16 protein-coding genes are annotated in these 18327 nt (G+C 71.3%); 5 read left to right on the top strand and 11 right to left on the bottom strand.

From position 1 onward, the window contains the following. Nucleotides 1-9 precede the first annotated feature (9 nt). Both nagB and MTS1_RS08520 read right to left on the bottom strand, forming a co-directional pair. Nucleotides 10-795 (bottom strand): glucosamine-6-phosphate deaminase, encoded by a 786-nt coding sequence (nagB, locus tag MTS1_RS08515; protein WP_023953101.1) that lies wholly within the window; start codon nt 793-795, stop codon nt 10-12. Between the two features lie 50 nt (nt 796-845). Continuing rightward, nucleotides 846-1991: an ROK family transcriptional regulator gene (locus MTS1_RS08520; protein WP_023953103.1), complete on the bottom strand. Its 1146-nt coding sequence runs from the start codon at nt 1989-1991 to the stop codon at nt 846-848. A 98-nt stretch (nt 1992-2089) separates the two neighbouring features. On the opposite strand from MTS1_RS08520, the gene nagE reads away from it, so the two are divergent. Together nagE and MTS1_RS08530 are read left to right on the top strand one after the other, a co-directional pair. Next, on the top strand, nt 2090-4012 hold the full coding sequence (gene nagE, locus MTS1_RS08525) for an N-acetylglucosamine-specific PTS transporter subunit IIBC (protein WP_023953104.1): 1923 nt from the start codon (nt 2090-2092) through the stop codon (nt 4010-4012). A 73-nt stretch (nt 4013-4085) separates the two neighbouring features. Further along, a complete protein-coding gene (locus tag MTS1_RS08530) occupies nt 4086-4697 on the top strand; it encodes a hypothetical protein (protein ID WP_023953105.1) in 612 nt (203 codons plus the stop codon). A 21-nt stretch (nt 4698-4718) separates the two neighbouring features. Here MTS1_RS08530 and MTS1_RS08535 read toward each other — a convergent pair whose 3' ends face one another. The 7 genes from MTS1_RS08535 to MTS1_RS08565 all read right to left on the bottom strand — a co-directional run bounded on the left by MTS1_RS08535 (nt 4719) and on the right by MTS1_RS08565 (nt 12373). After that, the gene (locus MTS1_RS08535; RefSeq protein ID WP_023953106.1) at nt 4719-5042 is read right to left on the bottom strand and encodes a hypothetical protein; all 324 of its coding nucleotides are present in this window, start codon (nt 5040-5042) and stop codon (nt 4719-4721) included. A gap of 63 nt (nt 5043-5105) precedes the next feature. Continuing rightward, the gene (locus tag MTS1_RS08540) at nt 5106-7994 is read right to left on the bottom strand and encodes an HtaA domain-containing protein (protein ID WP_023953107.1); all 2889 of its coding nucleotides are present in this window, start codon (nt 7992-7994) and stop codon (nt 5106-5108) included. Nucleotides 7995-8095: 101 nt separating this feature from the next. Next, complete coding sequence (locus MTS1_RS08545) at nt 8096-8887, bottom strand: heme ABC transporter ATP-binding protein (protein WP_370576220.1); 792 nt, start codon at nt 8885-8887, stop codon at nt 8096-8098. Beyond that, a complete protein-coding gene (locus tag MTS1_RS16820) occupies nt 8878-9882 on the bottom strand; it encodes an iron ABC transporter permease (RefSeq protein ID WP_023953109.1) in 1005 nt (334 codons plus the stop codon). Before MTS1_RS16820 ends, MTS1_RS08545 begins: the two co-directional genes overlap by 10 nt. A gap of 41 nt (nt 9883-9923) precedes the next feature. Beyond that, nucleotides 9924-11027: a hemin ABC transporter substrate-binding protein gene (locus MTS1_RS16825; RefSeq protein WP_036305308.1), complete on the bottom strand. Its 1104-nt coding sequence runs from the start codon at nt 11025-11027 to the stop codon at nt 9924-9926. A 2-nt stretch (nt 11028-11029) separates the two neighbouring features. Then, nucleotides 11030-11953, bottom strand: coding sequence for an HtaA domain-containing protein (locus MTS1_RS16830; RefSeq protein WP_023953113.1), 924 nt, complete (start codon nt 11951-11953; stop codon nt 11030-11032). A gap of 51 nt (nt 11954-12004) precedes the next feature. Beyond that, nucleotides 12005-12373, bottom strand: a complete 369-nt coding sequence (locus MTS1_RS08565; RefSeq protein ID WP_023953115.1) for a sterol carrier family protein — start codon at nt 12371-12373, stop codon at nt 12005-12007. Nucleotides 12374-12408: 35 nt separating this feature from the next. Here MTS1_RS08565 and purD point away from each other — a divergent pair, with 35 nt between their 5' ends. Continuing rightward, the gene (purD, locus tag MTS1_RS08570; protein WP_023953117.1) at nt 12409-13680 is read left to right on the top strand and encodes a phosphoribosylamine--glycine ligase; all 1272 of its coding nucleotides are present in this window, start codon (nt 12409-12411) and stop codon (nt 13678-13680) included. Nucleotides 13681-13717: 37 nt separating this feature from the next. Here the strand turns inward: purD and MTS1_RS08575 are convergent, their stop codons facing one another. Both MTS1_RS08575 and MTS1_RS08580 read right to left on the bottom strand, forming a co-directional pair. Then, entirely contained in the window at nt 13718-15211 is a 1494-nt protein-coding gene (locus tag MTS1_RS08575) for a DHA2 family efflux MFS transporter permease subunit (RefSeq protein ID WP_036304715.1), read from the bottom strand. Then, nucleotides 15208-15831: a PadR family transcriptional regulator gene (locus MTS1_RS08580; protein ID WP_023953121.1), complete on the bottom strand. Its 624-nt coding sequence runs from the start codon at nt 15829-15831 to the stop codon at nt 15208-15210. Before MTS1_RS08580 ends, MTS1_RS08575 begins: the two co-directional genes overlap by 4 nt. A gap of 87 nt (nt 15832-15918) precedes the next feature. Here MTS1_RS08580 and MTS1_RS08585 point away from each other — a divergent pair, with 87 nt between their 5' ends. Both MTS1_RS08585 and MTS1_RS08590 read left to right on the top strand, forming a co-directional pair. Continuing rightward, nucleotides 15919-16797, top strand: coding sequence for a phosphoribosylaminoimidazolesuccinocarboxamide synthase (locus MTS1_RS08585; protein WP_023953123.1), 879 nt, complete (start codon nt 15919-15921; stop codon nt 16795-16797). Nucleotides 16798-16930: 133 nt separating this feature from the next. Continuing rightward, nucleotides 16931-18271 (top strand): uracil-xanthine permease family protein, encoded by a 1341-nt coding sequence (locus MTS1_RS08590; RefSeq protein ID WP_023953125.1) that lies wholly within the window; start codon nt 16931-16933, stop codon nt 18269-18271. The last annotated feature ends 56 nt before the right edge of the window (nt 18272-18327 follow it).

The raw sequence follows: 18327 nt of genomic DNA on the forward strand, positions 1-18327 counted from the left end.
GGACCGGGGTCAGATGCCCTGCCAGGCGGGCTTGTTCGCCCACGCGTGCCGGTAGTACGGCGTCTGGTTCAGGGCGCTTGCGGCGGCCTCGTCGACGACGACGGTGACATGCGGATGCAGCTGCACGGCCGAGCCGGGCGCCGAGGTGCTGACCGGGCCCTCGACGGCCGCGGCGACGGCATCCGCCTTAGCTTCGCCGAACGCCAGCAGCACGAGGTGGCGGGCGCGCAGGATGGTGCCGATGCCCTGGGTGATGCAGTGCATCGGCACATCGTCGGGCGAGTCGAAGAAGCGGGCGTTGTCGGCCCGCGTCTCCTCCGTGAGCGTCTTGACCCGCGTCAGCGAGGCGAGCGAGCTGCCCGGCTCGTTGAAGCCGATGTGCCCGGTGCGGCCGATGCCGAGGATCTGCAGGTCGACCCCACCGGCGGCGCGGATCGCGGCCTCGTACTGCTCCCCCGCGGTCTCGATTCCGTCGAGGTCGCCGTGCGGCACCTCGATGCGGGCCGGGTCGAACCCGACGGGCTCGACGACCTCGCGCTCGATGACGCTGCGGTAGCTCTCCGGGTGGCCGGCGGGCAGCCCGACGTACTCGTCGAGCGCGAAGCCGCGCACGCGCGACACGTCGATGTCCTCGCCGCGCACGCGCTCGGCGAGGTGCTGGTAGACCGCGAGCGGGGTCGACCCGGTCGCCAGTCCGAGCACGGCATCGGGGCGCCGCTGGATGAGGTCGACGATCGCGTCGCCGACGAGACGGCCCGCCTCCTGCTCGCTGGGGACGATGACGACTTCGGCCATGACTCTTCCTTCTTTCGGTTCGGTCGGGAGGGCGGATGCCGGGGCTCGGCTCAGGCGAGCCCGAGGGTCTCCGACAGCACGAGGGCTGCGGCTCCCCGCAGTCGGAGGTCGCCGTGGGTCTCGGCGAGGCGCACGGTCAGGTCGTCGAAGAGGATCGGCAGCACGCGAGCTGCGATGGCTTCGCTCGCGGCGTCGATGAGCGCCCCCTCGATCAGCTCGGCCGGTCCGCTCAGCACGACATCCGTCAGCCCGAGCGTCGCGACGAGCGGTGACAGCGCGATGCCGAGGCACCGCCCCGCCTCGCGGCGAACGTGCAGAGCGGCCTCGGCGTCGGGCGCCGCTGCGAGCCGAGCCTCGAGCTTCGGCACCGACAGCCAGGCCTCGAGGCATCCGGTGCGGCCGCACGCGCAGACGGGCCCCTCGCCCTCCGTCACGACGACGTGGCCGATCTCGCCCGCGGCCCAGTTGCGTCCGTGGACGACCGCGCCGTTCACGATCGCGGCGGCTCCGACGCCGGCGCCGATCCGGACGAGCAACAGGTCGTGGTCGACCTTGCCGAAGCTCAGCTCGCCCATGCCCGCGGCGTTGAGCCCGTTGGTGACCGAGACCGGCAGACCGGTGCGGTCGAACAGGATGCCGCGGAGCGCGACGTCGTGCCAGTCCAGATGCGACGACTCGCGGACGACGCCCGCGCCGTCGACGACGCCCGGTGTCGAGACGCCGATCCCGAGGATCGGGGCCTCAGCCGTGCGGACCAGCCGGTCGATGAGGTCACCGAGCACGGCGAGCGCCTCGGCGCCGGTCGACCCGCCGCGCTCGACGACCTCGCGCGCGATGACGGTTCCCCCGAGGTCGACGACGGCGCCCTCGATCGTGTCGCCGCTCGAGATCGACACGGCGACCACGTCGCGCGACGACCTCGCCAGCGCGAGGGCCCGGGAGGGCGCGCCAGGCCCCGACCGGTGTCCGCGGCCGCTCTCGACGACGAGCTGCTCGTCGACGAGCTCACCGACCAGATCGGAGATCGTCACGCGCGAGAGTCCGGTCGCACGCGCGATGTCGGCGCGCGACAGCCCTTCCTCGCGGTGGAGCGCCTGCAGGACGAGGCGACGGTTGTTGCTGCGCGCGTCCTCGGGACGGATGCGGCGGCCGCGCGCCCTCGGCGAAGCAGCGCCTTCCGCTGACGTCGTAGTCATACGTTCCCCGATCGAGTACAGTTCCCGAGAAATAATTCGGAAACGTTCTTAACCAATACTGCCAGAACCCCGTTCCCCCGCGCACATCGGAGTGACCCGTGAAATTCTTCCAACGACTCGGCCGGTCGATCATGCTGCCGGTCGCCGTGCTACCCGTCGCCGCCATCCTCGTCGGGATCAGCTACTGGATCGCCTCTGCCGCAGGCCCCAACATCATCGCGACGTTCCTCGCCGCCGCAGGCGGTGCACTGATCGACAACATGGCCCTGCTGTTCGCGATCGGCATCTCGATCGGCATGGCCAACAAGTCTGACGGGACCTCAGCGCTGGCCGGGCTCGTGTCGTGGCTCACGATCACGACCCTCCTGAGCCCCGCAACCGTCGCCGGCTTCCTCGGCATCGAGGATGTCGCCGAGGTCGACCCCGCCTTCGGCAAGGTGCAGAACGTCTTCATCGGCATCATCTGCGGCCTCATCGGCGCCTGGGCCTACAACCGGTTCAAGGACGTCAGGCTACCGGACGCGCTGTCCTTCTTCTCGGGCAAGCGCTCCGTGGCGATCGTCACGGCCGGGATCTCGCTCGTCGTCGCCGCGGTGCTGTTCTTCGTCTGGCCCATCGTCTACGCGGGCCTGGTCATCTTTGGCGAGTGGATCTCGACCCTCGGCCCCGTCGGCGCAGGGCTCTACGGCTTCTTCAACCGCCTCCTGATCCCACTCGGGCTGCACCACGCTCTGAACTCGGTCTTCTGGTTCGACGTCGCCGGCATCAACGACCTCAACAACTTCCTCGCCGGCTCCAACGGCGAAGGCGTCTTCGGGGTGACGGGTCAGTACATGACCGGTTTCTTCCCGATCATGATGTTCGGCCTGCCCGGCGCCGCCCTGGCGATGTACGTCACCGCCAAGACCAAGCGCAAGAAGATGGTGTCGGGCATCCTCCTCTCGGCCGCCGTCGCCTCGTTCTTCGTCGGCGTCACCGAACCGCTCGAGTTCACCTTCATGTTCCTCGCGCCGTGGCTGTACCTCGTCCACGCCGTCTTCACGGGCATCTCGGTCTTCATCGCCGCGCTGCTCCCGACCCGCATGGGCTTCGGTTTCTCGGCGGGCTTCATCGACCTGGTGCTCGGCTGGATGAACCCGCTGGCTCAGAACCCCTGGATGATCCCGATCATGGGCGTGTTCTGGTTCGCGGTCTACTTCGTGGTGTTCCGGTTCCTCATCCTGAAGTTCCGACTGAAGACGCCGGGCCGTGAAGACGACGACGAGCTCGCAGCCGACATCGGCCCGGCGATCAACCGCGACGCGGGCTACGGCCCCACCGCGGAGAAGATGATCGCGGGCCTCGGCGGCAAGGACAACATCGTTCAGCTCGACAACTGCGCCACCCGCCTGCGGCTCGAGGTCGCCGACACGTCGCGTGTCGACAGCGACGCGCTCAAGCGCGCCGGCGCGGCGGGCACCATGGTCTCCGGGCCCAAGTCGGTGCAGGTGGTCTACGGGCTCAACGTGCAGTTCGTGAAGGACGCGATGGACGACGTCCTCGCGGGCCGCGAGGTCGAGCCGCCCGCGGCATCGTCGGCACCGCAGGGTGCGGGCACGGTGACGACCACCGCCCCCGCCGTGGTGCGGCTGCGTCAGCCCATCGCCGGCACGGTCGTGCCGCTCGCGCAGGTTCCCGACCCGATGTTCTCGCAGGGGACGATGGGTCCCGGCCTCGCGATCGACCCGTACGGAGACACGGTCGTCGCGCCCGCGGACGGCACCGTGACCACGGTGTTCCCGACCGGTCACGCCGTGGGCATGACCCTCGACGACGGCACCGAGCTGCTGATCCACGTGGGCATCGACACCGTCGACCTCAAGGGCCGTGGGTTCCAGGCGCTCGTCCAGCAGGGTGAGGGCGTGCACGCGGGGCATCCGTTGCTCCGCATCGACACGGGCGTCATCCGCGGCGCGGGCTACTCCCCCATCACGCCGGTCATCGTGCTGAACAACGAACACGCGTCTATCGAGTTCGAGTGACGCCTCGGCCGGTGCCGAGCGTCATCTCCTCGGCACCGGCCGCACCCCACCACCCCCGCTCTAAACTGGCGCCATGAGCGCGGCGAAGACTCCCGAGTGGGTGGTGCGGGAGGATGCCGCGCCCTCGGTCGTCGTCGCGCTGTACCTGCGCCAGGTGCTCGGCATCCGCACTCCGGATGAGCTGCCCCACCTGCGTGGGATAGAGCCGACACCCGTCGAGCGCGACCCCGAGACGCAGGCCGAGCTCGAGCGGCAGTGGCGCGCGTACTGGGAGATGACGGTCGAGCCGCTCGCGCATCCCTCCCCCGTGCCGCTCGATCTCGTCGACGGCTTCGACACCCTCGTGGCACTGCCGACCGAGGGGTTCGAGCGGCTCGAGCGCGAGATCCGCCCGCACGCGGCCGAAGCGGTGGCTTTCGCGCGTGACGTGCACGCCCGGTACACCTCGCGCTCGTCGGGCGCCGGCGCCGTCGCCTACCGCGCGTATGCCGGGGCGCTCGCGCAGCACGAGCGCCGCATCGGGCGGCGGGCGCACTCGTTCGAGCTGAACGTGCAGGTGCTGCCGCTGAGTCAGCGCGGCGTGTGGTGGATCGGCGCGCTCACGATCGCCGTCACCGACGGACTGCGCAGCGACGTCGTGGCCTTCGACGCAGCGATCGCACCGATCATCGCCGAGATCGCCTGACCCGCGAGAACCGGGCCCGCGTCAGGCGTCGTCGACGGCGCGCACGCGCTCGTGGAGGATGCGCACCTCGCGCGTGCGGCGGCGTGCGGCGCGGTCGAGCACGAGGGCGATGACGCCCGCGATCGCCATGCAGACCGGGATGGCGCCGAGCGCGATGAACCCGAACACCTGACCCGCGGAGTACTGCAGGCCGGTGTTGGTGCTGACTCCCTCGTCCGGGATGCCGAACGTCAGGGCCAGCGCGACGATGATGCCCGCCGCGGCGCCGAGCAGGAGGAACACGCTGTACTTGGGCACGCGACGCACGCGCGCCGACTCGACCCGTTCGGTGATCTCCTCAGCCATGACTCCATTGTCGCACCGCCCGAGCAATGCCCGGGCGGTGCGACGAGAGGGCTCAGCGAGTCGTCAGAGCGCGCTGCGGCGACGACGCGTGAACGACACGGCGAGCGCGCCGATCAGCAGCATGCCGGCACCCAGCCAGAGAGTGTCGACGGGAGCCTGTCCACCGGTCGCGGCGAGGGTCGCGTCGGTCGAGGCGTCGCACGGCACCTCGGCGCCGAGCGGGAACGTGATGCTCACCGGGTCGAGCGCCTCGCCGGCCGAGTAGAAGCCGGCGAAGGCCTCGGCGCCCGCTGCCGTCAGCGTGGCCGATGCACCCGTCCAGCTGATCCGATTCGCCGTCGTCGTGGCGGCGGGCAGCGAGAGCGTCGCGAAGACGACGCCGTTCGCGTTCACGTCGGGCGAGCCGTTGTATCCCTTGGACTGCACGTTCACGATCAGCGAGGCGGTGTTCGCGCCGGTGATCTGCACGCGCGGGTTCGACAGGGTCATGTCGAGCAGACCGCTGTGGCCGGTGTAGTGCACCGAGCCGCCGAAGCTGACGCGGCCGCGGTCGTTCTCGGGGCTGTACGCTCCCGAACCGCTGCCCCAGCCGCCGGAGATCTCTCCCTTGGCGATCGGGCCCGTGATGTACGAGCGGTACGACTCCTTCACACCCCACTCGATCGTCGCTCCCGAGACCGACCGGGCGACGCACGACGGTGCGGCCGGCGACTCGACGGCTGCGGCGACAGCGGCAGGGGTGACCCGGAAGGGGGCGGATGCCGCGACGACGCCGCCGACGCTGAGCTCGAGCGTGTGGTCGCCCGTCGCGAACCCGGCGGGAACCGCCCACGAGAACGACACGCGTCCGCCGGCATCCGCCGTCGCCGTGCCGATGGTGACCGGCTCGGAGTGCGCGACGGCCGTCACGACGTCACCGGGTGCGAAACCGCCGCCGGTGAACTCGAGCACGCCGCCCTGGGCGACGGTCGCCGAGCCCGCGAACGCGACGAACGGAGCCGTCGGCTGAGCGACGGTGACGTCGGCGAAGGCGTCGAGCGTCCGGTCGGTGATCGACAGCGCGTGCGCCGCGGAGGTGGCGACGTGGTAGCTCTTCGTCGGGTCGAGCGAGCCGGCGGGGACGGTCAGGTCGACGGTGAACGCGCCGCCGATGATCGAGCCCGGGCGCACCCAGGCAAGCTGCACCCAGCCCTCGGCGGGGAGCGGTCCGGCCCCGGCCCAGACCGACTTCTCACCGAAGAGGACGTACGCGCCGTTGGCGGCGCTGTCGCCGACGAAACCGGTGCCCGAGACCGTGAGCGTGTGGGCCACGGCCGGGTCGAGGTCGGCGTTCGGTGTCACCGTGATTCTCGGGCTCTTCGTCGGCTCGGGCTGCGGCGCGACCGCGGCCCACGTCACAGGCACGAAGAGCTCGTTGTCGGGCTGCAGGCCCTGCGACGCCTTGTTGCCGAAGGTGAAGACGCCGAGGCGGTAGTCGTCACCGGGGCGCTTCTCGTTCGCGGACTTCTCATCGACCTGGACTGTCCACGTGAAGTCGACCGTGCCGTCGGCGTTCTCGGTCCACGGGAGGTTGGCGTCGCCGGTCGGCTCGCCCGAGACGCGGACGTACGAGACCGAGGGGCGAGCGGAGTTCGCGGCGCCCTCGGAGGGCTTCCAGGTCTCGGCGACCCAGCCGAAGCGCAGCGCGAAGCCGGCGCCGACCTCGCTCTGGCGGTAGTTGCGTCCCTCGACGGTGAGCGTGGCACCGCTCGGGTCGACATCCGTGTTCGGGGTGACCGTGAGCGTCGGCGCGGGAAGCGGCTCGGTCGGCGTCGTGGCCGCGAACGACACCACGGCCTTCGCGTCCTGCGTGCGGTTGGTCATGCCGGTGTGATCGGCGATCGTGTAGACCGCCGTCGTCTCGCCCTTCGGCGCGACCGTCAGCGTGGTCTCGAACGATCCGTCCTCCGCGAACTTCACCATCGTCGCCGTGGTGGGGTTCGAGGTGACGAGCTTCGCGCCTCTCGTGCATCCCGCCGCGATGAAGGCGAAGTCGACCTCAGCGAGCGGGCGGTCGGTGCACGTCGTGAGGTAGATCGGCTGAGCCGGGTCGTAGCCCGTGCCCGTGACGGTGATCTCCTCGCCCGCGGGGTCGAGCCCCGTCGACTTCGAGAGCGTGAGCGTGGGCACCCGCGCCGGAGTCTCGGGCTCGCTCGCCTTCGCGGTGACCGTGTAGCTCAGCGCCGGTGCGGTCGAGGCGGAATAGGCCGTGGCGTCGGCCGGGGTGAACGCGGCCGCGATGCTGTGCGCGCCGACGGCGAGCGACGAGGTGACGATGCTCGCGACGCCCCCGTCGACCGGAGCCGAGCCGAGCGACGCGTCGCCGGCCGTGAACGAGACCGCCCCGGATGCCGCCGGCGAGACCGTCGCCGTCAGGGTGACGTCGGCGCCCTCGACGGCCGTTCCATCGGGTGAGGCCGACAGGGTCGTCGTGGTCGACTCGGCGACGACCGGGAAGAGCGCGGCCCAGTCGATCGAGACGTCGGCGCGGGCGAGGAGGTTCGCCTCGGTGGGGAACGAACGAGACGGCCACGAGATGACCTCGTAGGCCTTCGTGCGATCGAGCTCGCTCGCGATCTGCTCGAGGCTTCCGGTGATCTCGCCCGCGGTGGAGACGTCGAGCGAGGCGTTGGGCGTGGTCGCCTGGTCGACCGTCAGGTCGCCCTTCTCGACGAGGGCGACGTAGGCGTGCCGGCTCGGCTGACCCGGGTACTGGGGAGCGACCTCGAAGCCGGTGCCGGTGATGGCGACCGTGATCTTCTCGTTCGCGACGACGGTGGTCGACGTCGTCAGGGTGGGGCCGGCGGCCGTTGCCGGCGCGGCGACGCCGACGACGGCGGCCATGGCGACGAGCGCGCCGGTCAGCACGCTCGCGAGCGGACGCTGCAGCGCCGCCCTCCTGGTTCTCAGCATGGGAACCCTCCGAATCTCGATGCAGGTGAAGCTCGCGCGTCGGGCACGCGACGATAGTTAGCTTAGCCTTACCTAATCGAAGTTTGTGAAGTTCCTGACAGTCATCGCTCGGCGTGACGGCGCGGCAGGATGACCGGACGGCCGGTGTCGGGGTCGTCGAGCACGCGCACCGGGGTGCCGTAGACGGCCTCGACCCACTCCGCGGTCAACACGTCGCGCGGGTTCCCCCGAGCGACGAGCCGGCCGCCGTCGATCATCGCGACCTCGTCGGCGTATGCCGCGGCGAGCGACAGGTCGTGCAGCACCACGACCACCGCGCGCCCATCCCGCGCGAGCCGCCGCGCGACGCGGAGGACCTCTTCCTGGTGCCGGAGGTCGAGGGCTGCGGTCGGCTCATCGAGCAGCACGACGGGGGTGTCCTGCGCGAGTACTCGAGCCAGCGAGACACGCGCCTTCTCGCCACCCGAGAGCGACGGGTAGGCGCGATGGAGCAGGTGTGCGACATCCGCTCGCTCGACGGCTTCGGCGATACGAGCGTCGTCGAGGCGGGCGCGCTCGGTTCCGATCCAAGGAGTGCGCCCCATCGCGACCACCTGGCCCGCGGTGAACGAGAAGGCGACCTGGTTCGACTGCAGCAGCACCGACCGTCGCCGCGACAGCTCGCGGGCCGACCACTCGCCCGCCGGACGCCCGTCGAGATGCACCGCGCCCGAGGTGGGCGCGCGGTCGCCTGTCAGCAGGGAGAGCAGGCTCGACTTTCCGGCGCCGTTGGGCCCGACGAGAGCGAGCAGCCGGCCGTAGCCGACATCCGTCGTCACGTCGTCGAGGATCGTCGCCTCACCCGATCGCAAGCTCGCGTGCCGCACCTCGACGGCCACGCCCGTCACGACCAGCCCCCGGCGGTGCGGCGGGTGCGGCGGATGAGCCAGAAGAAGAACGGTCCGCCCACGAGCGACGTGAGGATGCCGATCGGCAGGTCTGCCGCGACGACGATGGTCCGCGCGAGGAGATCGGCGTAGACGAGCACGACGCCGCCGCCGAGCGCCGAGAGGGCGATGAGCCCCCGGTGCGCGGGCCCGACCAGCATGCGGATGATGTGGGGCACGACGAGGCCGACGAACGCGATGATGCCGACGAACGCGACGGCGACGCCGGTCAGCAGGGCGACGAGGACGATCGACCCGACCCGCAGCGCCTCGACGCGCACACCGAGGTGGGCGGCGGTGCGATCGCCGAGCGCCAGAAGGTCGTAGCGGCGCGCGAGAGCGAGGGATGCCGCGGTGCCGAGCGCTCCGACGAGGGCGACGACCGCGACCTCCGTCCAGCGCGAGCCGTTCATCGAGCCCAGCTGCCAGAACACGATCTGCTCGCGCGACGCCGTGTCTCCCGCGAACATCAGGAGCGCCAGCGCGGCCCCCGCGAACGCATTGACGGCGATGCCCGTCAGGATGAGCGTGATCGACTCGGTCCGGCCCTGCGCGCGGGCAGCGGCATACACGACCAAGGTCGCGACGAGACCGCCCGCGAAGGCGCAGACCGCGATCGACCACGGACCGAGGAACGAGAAGCCGAGCGTGATCGCTGCGGCAGCGCCGACGGCCGCGCCCGACGAGACGCCGACGACGCCCGGCTCGGCGAGCGGGTTCGCGAAGATCGCCTGCATGACGGCACCGGCGACCGCGAGCAGCGCACCGACCAGAAGCGACATCGCGACGCGCGGGAAACGGATCTGCCACAGCGTCTGCTCGATGAGCGGCTCGGTCGGCGCCCACGAGCCGGGCATGCCGAGGGCGCGGAGGACGGAGCCCACGACCTCGGCGGGACCGACCGGCAGCTGACCGAGCCCGGCCGAGAGCACGACGCCCACGACGAGCAGCACCGCGCTCACGATCGCGACGAGAACTCCGCGGCGCCCAGCGGCACGCCCGCTCACGACGCGGGATCGGGCGCGTAGACAGCGCGTGCCAGCGCGTCGAGCACCCCCGCGCTGCGCGGCCCGAACGACAGGATCTGCCCGTCCGCCATGTCGACGAAGCGGCGATGCTGGCCGGCTGCGGTCAGCGCGATCGCGGGCTTGTCGGAGAGCAGACCGTCGACGCCGCCGACCGATTCGAGCCCGGCGGTCATCACGAGGATGAGGTCGGGGTCGGCGGCGACCATGGCTTCGTCGGTGAGCGGCTGCATGCCGTTCCAGCCGAGCTCGCCGGCGACGTCGACGCCGCCGAGCGCGGCGATGAGCTGGTCGGCGCCCGATTCGGAGCCGAAGAGGTAGTACACCCCCGCCGTGCCGCGCAGGTAGAGGAAGACCATGCGCAGCCGGTCCGCCGCGGCCGCCGGCGCAAGCGCGGCGATCTGGGCACGCGTCTGGTCGACCTCGCTCGCGATGCGCTGGGCGAGCTGCTCGCCCGCGTCGGGTACGCCGAGCACCTCGCCCACCGTCCGCGCGAGATCGGCGGCACCGTCGAACGAGGCGGAGCGCTCGACGAAGACCACCGTGATGCCGACATCCCGCAGTTGCTGCACGACGTCGACCGGTCCGATGCTGCCGTCGGTGATGACGAGGGTGGGGGCGAGGCCGATGATCGACTCGGCGTTGACCGTGTGTCCGCTGCCCGTGACGACCGGCAGGTCCGCCGCGCCGGGGAACGTCGTCGAGACGTCGCGGCCGACGAGCTCGCCGCCGAGGCCCAGGCCCCAGACGGTCGCGGCCAGCGAACCGGAGAGGTCCATCGCGATGATGCGCGAGGTGTCCGTCACCGTCACCTCGACGTCGCCGGTGAGATCGTGCGAGCTCACGGTGACGGGCAGGCTCTGGGTGGGATCCGTCACGACCGGCTCGACCGCGGCGTCGGCGAGGACGGCGGTCGAGGGGCCCTCGAGCGAGCGCGGGTCGGTCACCGGCGCCAATTCGCTCAGCGGGGGTCGGTCGATCACGACCTGGCCCGCCGCCTCGCCGTGAGACGTCGCAGCCGGAGCGCAGGCGCTGAGCGACAGGGCAGCAGCGGCGAGCGCCGCGACGAGGAGTCGCCGCATCTTCACGCGGCCGGCCCTTCGTCGGCGTGATCGGCGGGCCCACCGCCGGCACGCGCCTTCCGCTGCTTGCGACGCGAGGCGACGATCGCTGCGGTCGACCCGCCGATCGTCGCGACGAGCGCGCCGCCGATAGCGGCGAAGAGCGCGACCGGCAGCGCGCCGCTCGATCCGCTCTCGTCATCGCCCGCCTCCGCGGCATCCGCGGCGGGTGATGCATCGACGACGGGCGATGGGTCTGCCGTCGGGGTGGCAGCCGCGCACACACCGCTCGCGGTGAACGACAGGGGGTCGAAGGCGGTGCCGGTCTCGTAGTTGCCGAAGGCGGCGAACCCCTCCTCGGTGATCGCGGTGGCGGCATCCGCGGCGGCGAGAGTGAGGGCCTCTCCCGAGACCGTGTTCTCCAGACCCGCCAGGTCGACGGTCACGAACGGCACCTGGGGTGTCGTGACGACGGTGTCGTCGCCGGCGAGCGCGCTCTCCATCGAGACTCCGGCGAGGTCGACGAGAACACGCCCCGCCGCCGGCGCGATCTCGAGCGTGACGTTCTGCACCGTCGAGTCGAGCAGGCCGCCGTGCCCGGTGAACCGGATGCCGCCGGGGAAGGCGATCGAGCCGGCGCCGGTCGCGGGGTCGTAGCTGCCCGTGCCACCGGTCCAGGTGAACGCGGGCGTCTCGTAACCCACGCCGCCGAACGGCTCCCACGCACCCTTCGCGATGGAGCCGGAGATGTACGAGCGGAACGACTCCTTGAAGCCCCACGTGATGGTCGCGTCGGTGATGTCGCAGACGGGCGGCGAGGTCGCGGCGGTCCGCTGCTCGACGGGCGCGGCGTCGCCGATCGCGAGGGCGGGGCTCGCGACACCGAGGACGATCGACGCAGCGGCGAGCACCCCGAGGGGCGCGCGGGACAGAAGGGAAGAGCGCACAGCAGACTCCAGAGATAAGGTCAGGCTTGCCTAACCTTATCGGAGCCGGTGTCAGGGTCGCAGTGGCAGCAGCGCCCCGAGATCGGCGCGGGTGCCCGACGCGCGCAGCCGGCCCGCGGCGGCGGCATCCGCCCAGGCGAGGTCGCCGAGGGCGAGGGCGATCCAGGTCGCGGCATCCGTCTCGACGACGTTCGGCGGGGTGCCGCGCGTGTGCCGCGGCCCCTCGACGACCTGGACGGCACCGAACGGCGGCACGCGCATCTCGACCGAGTTGCCGGGCGCCTTCTCGACGAGCAGCTGCAACAGGTAGCGCACGGCGGTCGCCAGGTCGGTTCGAGCGGGCTTCTCGCCGGACGCATCGGCGGCGGCGACGGCGGCGAGCGCGGCGCGGCCATCGGCGGTGAGGATGCTGCGGGCCATGGGTTCCACGCTAGCCCGGTCGGTAGGCTGGCCGGGTGAAGATCCTGGTCCTCGGCTCGGGCGCGCGCGAGCACGCCATCATCCTCGCTCTCGCCGCGGAAGGCGCAGGTCACGACCTGCTCGCGGCCCCCGGCAACGCCGGCATCGCCCGCGATGCCGAGATCGTGCCGGGCCTCGACCAGAACGACCCGGTCGCCGTGACGGAGTTCGCCGGCAGCGCCAACGTCGATCTCGTCATCGTCGGGCCGGAGGCCCCGCTCATCGCCGGTGTCGCCGATGCGCTGCGCGAGCGCGGCATCCCCGTCTTCGGCCCCGGCAAGGTCGCCGCGCAGCTCGAAGGGTCGAAGGCGTTCGCCAAGCGCGTCATGGACGAGGCCGGCGTGCCCACCGGGCGCGCCGTGCGGGCGCGGAGCCGTGCCGAGGTCGAGACGGCGCTCGACGAGCTCGGCGCTCCCCACGTGGTCAAAGCCGACGGCCTCGCCGCCGGCAAGGGCGTCATCGTCACCGACGACCGTGAGGCGGCGCTCGCCCACGCCGACACCTACCTCTCGAGCGGCCCGGTGCTGATCGAGGAGTTCCTCGCCGGCCCCGAGGTGTCGCTCTTCTTCGTCTCGGACGGCGACACCGTCCGAGCCCTGAGCCCGGCGCAGGACTACAAGCGCGCCTACGACGGCGACGCCGGCCCGAACACCGGGGGCATGGGCGCCTACTCGCCGCTCCCCTGGCTCGCCGACCGGTTCGGCAGCGAGGCCGGATTCGTCGCCGAGGTCACGCGCGACGTGGCCGAGCCCGTCATCCGCCACCTCGACGCCGAGGGCACACCGTTCATCGGCCTGCTCTACGCGGGCCTCATCCTCACCGAGTCGGGCATCAAGGTGATCGAGTTCAACGCGCGGTTCGGCGACCCCGAGACGCAGGTGGTGCTCGCGCGGCTGACCTCGCCGCTCTCGGAGCTGCTGATGGCCGCGGCGAGCGGGCGACTGGAGTCCGAGCCCGATCCGACGTTCTCGGACGATGCCGCCGTCACCGTCGTGCTCGCGAGCGAGGGCTACCCCGACAACCCGGTGACCGGCCGGGCGCTGACGGGGCTCGACGCCGCGGCATCCGTCGAAAGCGTGCACCTCGCGCACGCTGCGACCGCCGAGTCGGTCGACGGGCTCGTCGCCACGGGTGGACGCGTGCTCAACGTCGTCGCACGCGGCGCCGACTTCACCGAGGCTCGCGACCGCGCCTACCGCGCCCTCGCGGAGATCAGCCTCGAAGGCTCGCACCACCGCACCGACATCGCCGCCCGCGTCGCGGACTGAATCCACGGCACGGGCGGCCCGACGGAGCGCGACGGGGTCAGCGCTTGGCGAGGTGCGCGGGGCGCTTGAGGAAGATCACGACGATCACGGCGACCCCGATGACGATCGCCGGCAGGAGCATGGCCTGCGCCATCGCGGCGGAGAAGCCCTCGGCGATCGCGGGAGGCATCGCGCCGCCGCCACCGCCAAAGTCGCCGCTCGCGGCATCCCCGGCACCCGGCAGGTTCGCCGTCAGCCGCGACTGCATGTAGGCCGCGATGGCCGCCGAGCCGATCACCGAGCCGACCGTTCGGGTCGTGTTGTAGATGCCCGAGCCGGCACCCGCCTGACGCGGCGGCAGGTTGCGGGTCGCGGTCGTGGCGAGCGGCCCCCACATGCCGGCGTTGGCGACACCGATGATCGCGGCAGGGATGAGCAGCAGCAGCACCGGGGCCTCGGTGTTCATGAGCAGCGCGTAGCCGACGAGGCCCACGACCATCAGCGTCAGGCCGGGGACGAGCAGCAGACGCGGGTCGACCCGGTCGAGGATGCGGCCCGCCAACGGTGCGAGCGCGCCCGACAGCACCGCCATGGGGACGAGCAGCAGCGCCGACTGCGTCGGCGTCAGGCCCCGCGCGAGCTGCGTGAAGAACGCCATCGGCAGCGCCATGCTCGTCACCGTGAAGCCCACCGCGGCGATCGCGAGGTTCGAGATCGCGAAGTTGCGGTCGCGGAAGAGCTCGAGCGGAACGAGGGGCTCGCTCTTGGTCCGGCCCTGTGTCCAGACGAACACCGCCATCACGACGACACCCGCGGCGATCATCGCCCAGATGCCGGCGGCCCACTCGTAGTGCTCGCCCTCCTGCAGACCGAAGACGATGAGGAAGAGCCCGATCGCGCTGAGCACGACCCCCACGACGTCGAAGCGGTGCGGGTGGGTCTCGAGCTGCGGCACCAGGCGCCACGCCAGCACGAACGCCACGACGCCGACGGGGATGTTGACGAAGAAGATCCACTCCCACCCGAAGCCGTCGACGAGCAGGCCGCCCGCGAGCGGTCCGACGAGCGTCGCGACACCGGCGGTCGCACCCCACAGCCCCATGGCCGCGCCGCGGCGCTCGGCGGGGAAGGTGCGGGTGATGACGGCCATCGTCTGCGGGGTCATGAGCGCGGCGCCGAGACCCTGCACGGCTCGCGCGATCACGAGCACGGCGAGCGAGCCCGAGAGCCCGCAGGCGAGCGAGGCGATCGTGAAGATCGCGAGCCCGATCAGGTAGATGTTCTTCGGTCCGAACCGGTCGCCCAGGCGGCCGGTGACCAGCAGCGGCACGGCGTACGCGAGCAGGTACGACGAGGTGACCCACACGACGTTGTCGAGGTTGCCGGTCGACGGGTCGAGCGCGGCCTTGATCGCGGGGTTCGCGACCGAGACGATCGTCGTGTCGACGAGGATCATGAAGAATCCGATGACCATCGCCCACAGGGCGGGCCACGGGTTGACGGCGGGTGCGGCGCCTTCGGGGGCGCGGACGGTGCTGGTTCTCTCGCTCATGCGCGGGCGGCTTCTCTCTGTGCCAGGTAGCGGTCGGTCGGGGCGAGGTCGGTGACCCCCCACACGGTGTCGGGACGACGGATGTACTCGACCGCTTCGTCGAGCCAGGCGACATCCGCCGACAGCAGAGCCGTCTCGCGGTGCACCTCGATCCAGAACTGGGGATACGAGCCGCGCTCGATCGCGTGATCGCGCGCCTGACGGTGCGCACCGAGGGATGCCGCCAGGGCGTCCCTCCGCTCGCTCAGAAGCGCGACGACTTCGCCACGGTCGAGGTTGTGCGACTCGGCCAGCGCGACGCGGAAACGGTCGGGGCGGTCGATGGCGGGGAGCTCGCGCCGCACCCACGCGATCATCATGTCGGCGCCGGCCTCCGTGAGCGTGTAGGTCGTCCGTTCCGGACGGTTGCCGTCACGGTCGGTACCGACCTCGGCGATGAGCCCCTGCCGCTCGAGGCGAGCGACCGTGTGATAGATCGTGCCGTGGGTCGGGGCGACGAGCCGGTCGGCCTTGCGCTCGCGCAGCAGACGGACCATCTCGTAGGCGTGCATGTCGTCCTCGTGCAGCAGCGCGAGCAGCATCAGCCCGAGCGGCGTGAGTCGGTCGACGGCATCCGGCATGGCACCCCCCTCTCGATTAGTCCATGTGGACTATACGCCCTTTTTCACGGGTCGTCGCGGCGTTCCCCGCTCCGGGATAATGGCCGGGTGAGCGCCCTCGATCTGCCCGGCTGGAAGCACGTCTACTCCGGCAAGGTCCGCGACCTCTATCGCCCCGCCGACGGCCCGGCCGACCGGATGCTGGTGGTCGCCAGCGACCGCGTCAGCGCGTTCGACCAGGTGCTCGAACCCGGAATCCCGGGCAAGGGCGAACTGCTGACGCGCCTCAGCCTGTGGTGGTTCGCGCAGCTCGCGGGCGCCGACGGCGGACGCCCGATCCCCAACCACGTCCTCGGGCTCCAGCCCCCGGCAGAGGTCGCGGGCCGGGCGATGGTCGTGCGCGAGCTCGACATGCAGCCGATCGAGTGCGTCGTGCGCGGCTACCTCACCGGCTCCGGCTGGGCGGAGTATCAAGACAGCGGCACGGTGTGCGGCATCCCGCTTCCCGCCGGCCTGCAGAATGGCGACCGGCTGCCCGAACCGATCTACACCCCCGCCTACAAGGCGCCCCTCGGCGAGCACGACGAGAACATCTCGTTCGAGCGTTCCGTCGAGCTCGTCGGTGCCGAGACCGCGGCCGCGCTGCGCGACGCATCGCTCGAGATCTACCGGCGTGCCGCGACCCTCGCCGAGAGCAAGGGACTCATCCTCGCCGACACGAAGTTCGAGTTCGGCCTCGACGCCGACGGGGTGCTGACCCTCGCCGACGAGGTGCTCACGAGCGACTCGTCGCGCTACTGGGATGCCGAGGCCTGGCGCACCGGCACGACGCCCGCCGAGCGCATGGCGAGCTACGACAAGCAGATCGTGCGCGACTGGCTCGCGGGCGCCTGGGACAAGACCGGCACTCCCCCGGCCCTCCCCGACGACATCGTCGAGCGCACCGCGGCGAAGTACCGCGAGCTGCTCGAGACGCTCGCCGGCTGACTTCGGTACCGTCCTTCGCGGCGCGGGTCGCGCGGCTCCGCGGAGCGCCGACCGGACATCCAGGGATCTCACAGATAGGGTGGGGCCGCTCTCGCGCTCCATCCCGAATCCCTCATCCTTCCCGAGGAGTCCCATGCCCATCTGGTCCCTCCACGGCGACGGCCGCACCGTCGCGCGCGGCGCCGTCGTCAAGCCCGGCGAGCGCCTGAACTGGCCCGGCACCATCGCCATCGGCGCGCAGCACGTCGTCGCCATGTTCGGTGCGACGTTCCTCGTTCCGATCATCACCGGCTTCCCGGTCTCGACGACCCTGCTCTTCTCGGGTCTCGGCACCCTCGTCTTCCTGCTCATCACGCGCAACAAGCTGCCCAGCTACCTCGGCTCGTCGTTCGCGTTCATTGCCCCCATCACGGCACTCAACGGCGGCAACCGCCTCGAGACCGCCGAGCAGATCACGCAGGCGCTCCTCGGCGTCGTCGTCGCGGGCCTCCTGCTCGCGGCGGTCGGCTTCATCGTGCAGGCCTTCGGCACCGGATGGATCGAGAAGCTCATGCCGCCCGTGGTCGCCGGAGCGATCGTCGCGCTGATCGGCTTCAACCTCGCCCCCGCGGCGTGGAACAACTTCCAGCTGCAGCCCGAGATCGCGACGGTGACCCTGTGCGCCGTCATCCTGTTCAGCGTGCTGTTCCGCGGGTTCCTCGGACGCATCTCGATCTTCCTCGGCGTGATCGTCGGCTACGTCGTGGCCGCCGTCACCGGGCAGGTCGAGTTCGAGGCCGTCGAGGCCGCCGCGTGGTTCGGTCTGCCCGACTTCCACCTCGTGGCGATCGGGGATGCCGCGGCCTGGTCCATCGTGCCGATGTTCCTGCCGGTCGTGCTCGTGCTGATCGCCGAGAACGTCGGCCACGTGCGCGGCGTCGCGACCATGACCGACGACCCGTCGATCAACAAGCACACCGGTCGCGCCCTCATCGCCGACGGTGTCGCGACGACCCTCGCGGGCGGCTTCGGCGGCTCGGGCACCACGACCTACGGCGAGAACATCGGCGTCATGGCCGCGACCCGCGTCTACTCGACCGCCGCGTACTGGGTGGCCGGCATCGTGGCGATCCTCCTCGCCTTCTCGCCCAAGGTCGGGGCGGTGTTCAACACCATCCCGGCGGGCGTGCTCGGCGGCGTCACGACGGCCCTCTACGGCCTGATCGGCGTGATCGGCATCAAGATCTGGGTCGACAACCGCGTCGACTTCTCGCGCCCCGTCAACCAGTACACCGTCGCGGCGTCGTTCGTCATCGCGATCGCCGGGTTCGCGATGAACTTCGGCTCGCTGCAGTTCGGCGCGATCGTCCTCGGCACCATCGCCGCCCTCGTGATCTATCACGCGGGCAACGCGATCGCCCGCTGGCGCAAGACCGGCGCCGACGACGGCGGCCCCATCCCCGCGGTAGGCCCGCTGGGCGGCGACCCCCAGTAGCGACAATTCGAGTGCACGGCATCCCGTCGAAAGGACGACTTTCACACGCGAGGATG

It is taken from the genome of Microbacterium sp. TS-1 (genome assembly GCF_000509385.1).
Taxonomy (GTDB): domain Bacteria; phylum Actinomycetota; class Actinomycetes; order Actinomycetales; family Microbacteriaceae; genus Microbacterium; species Microbacterium arborescens.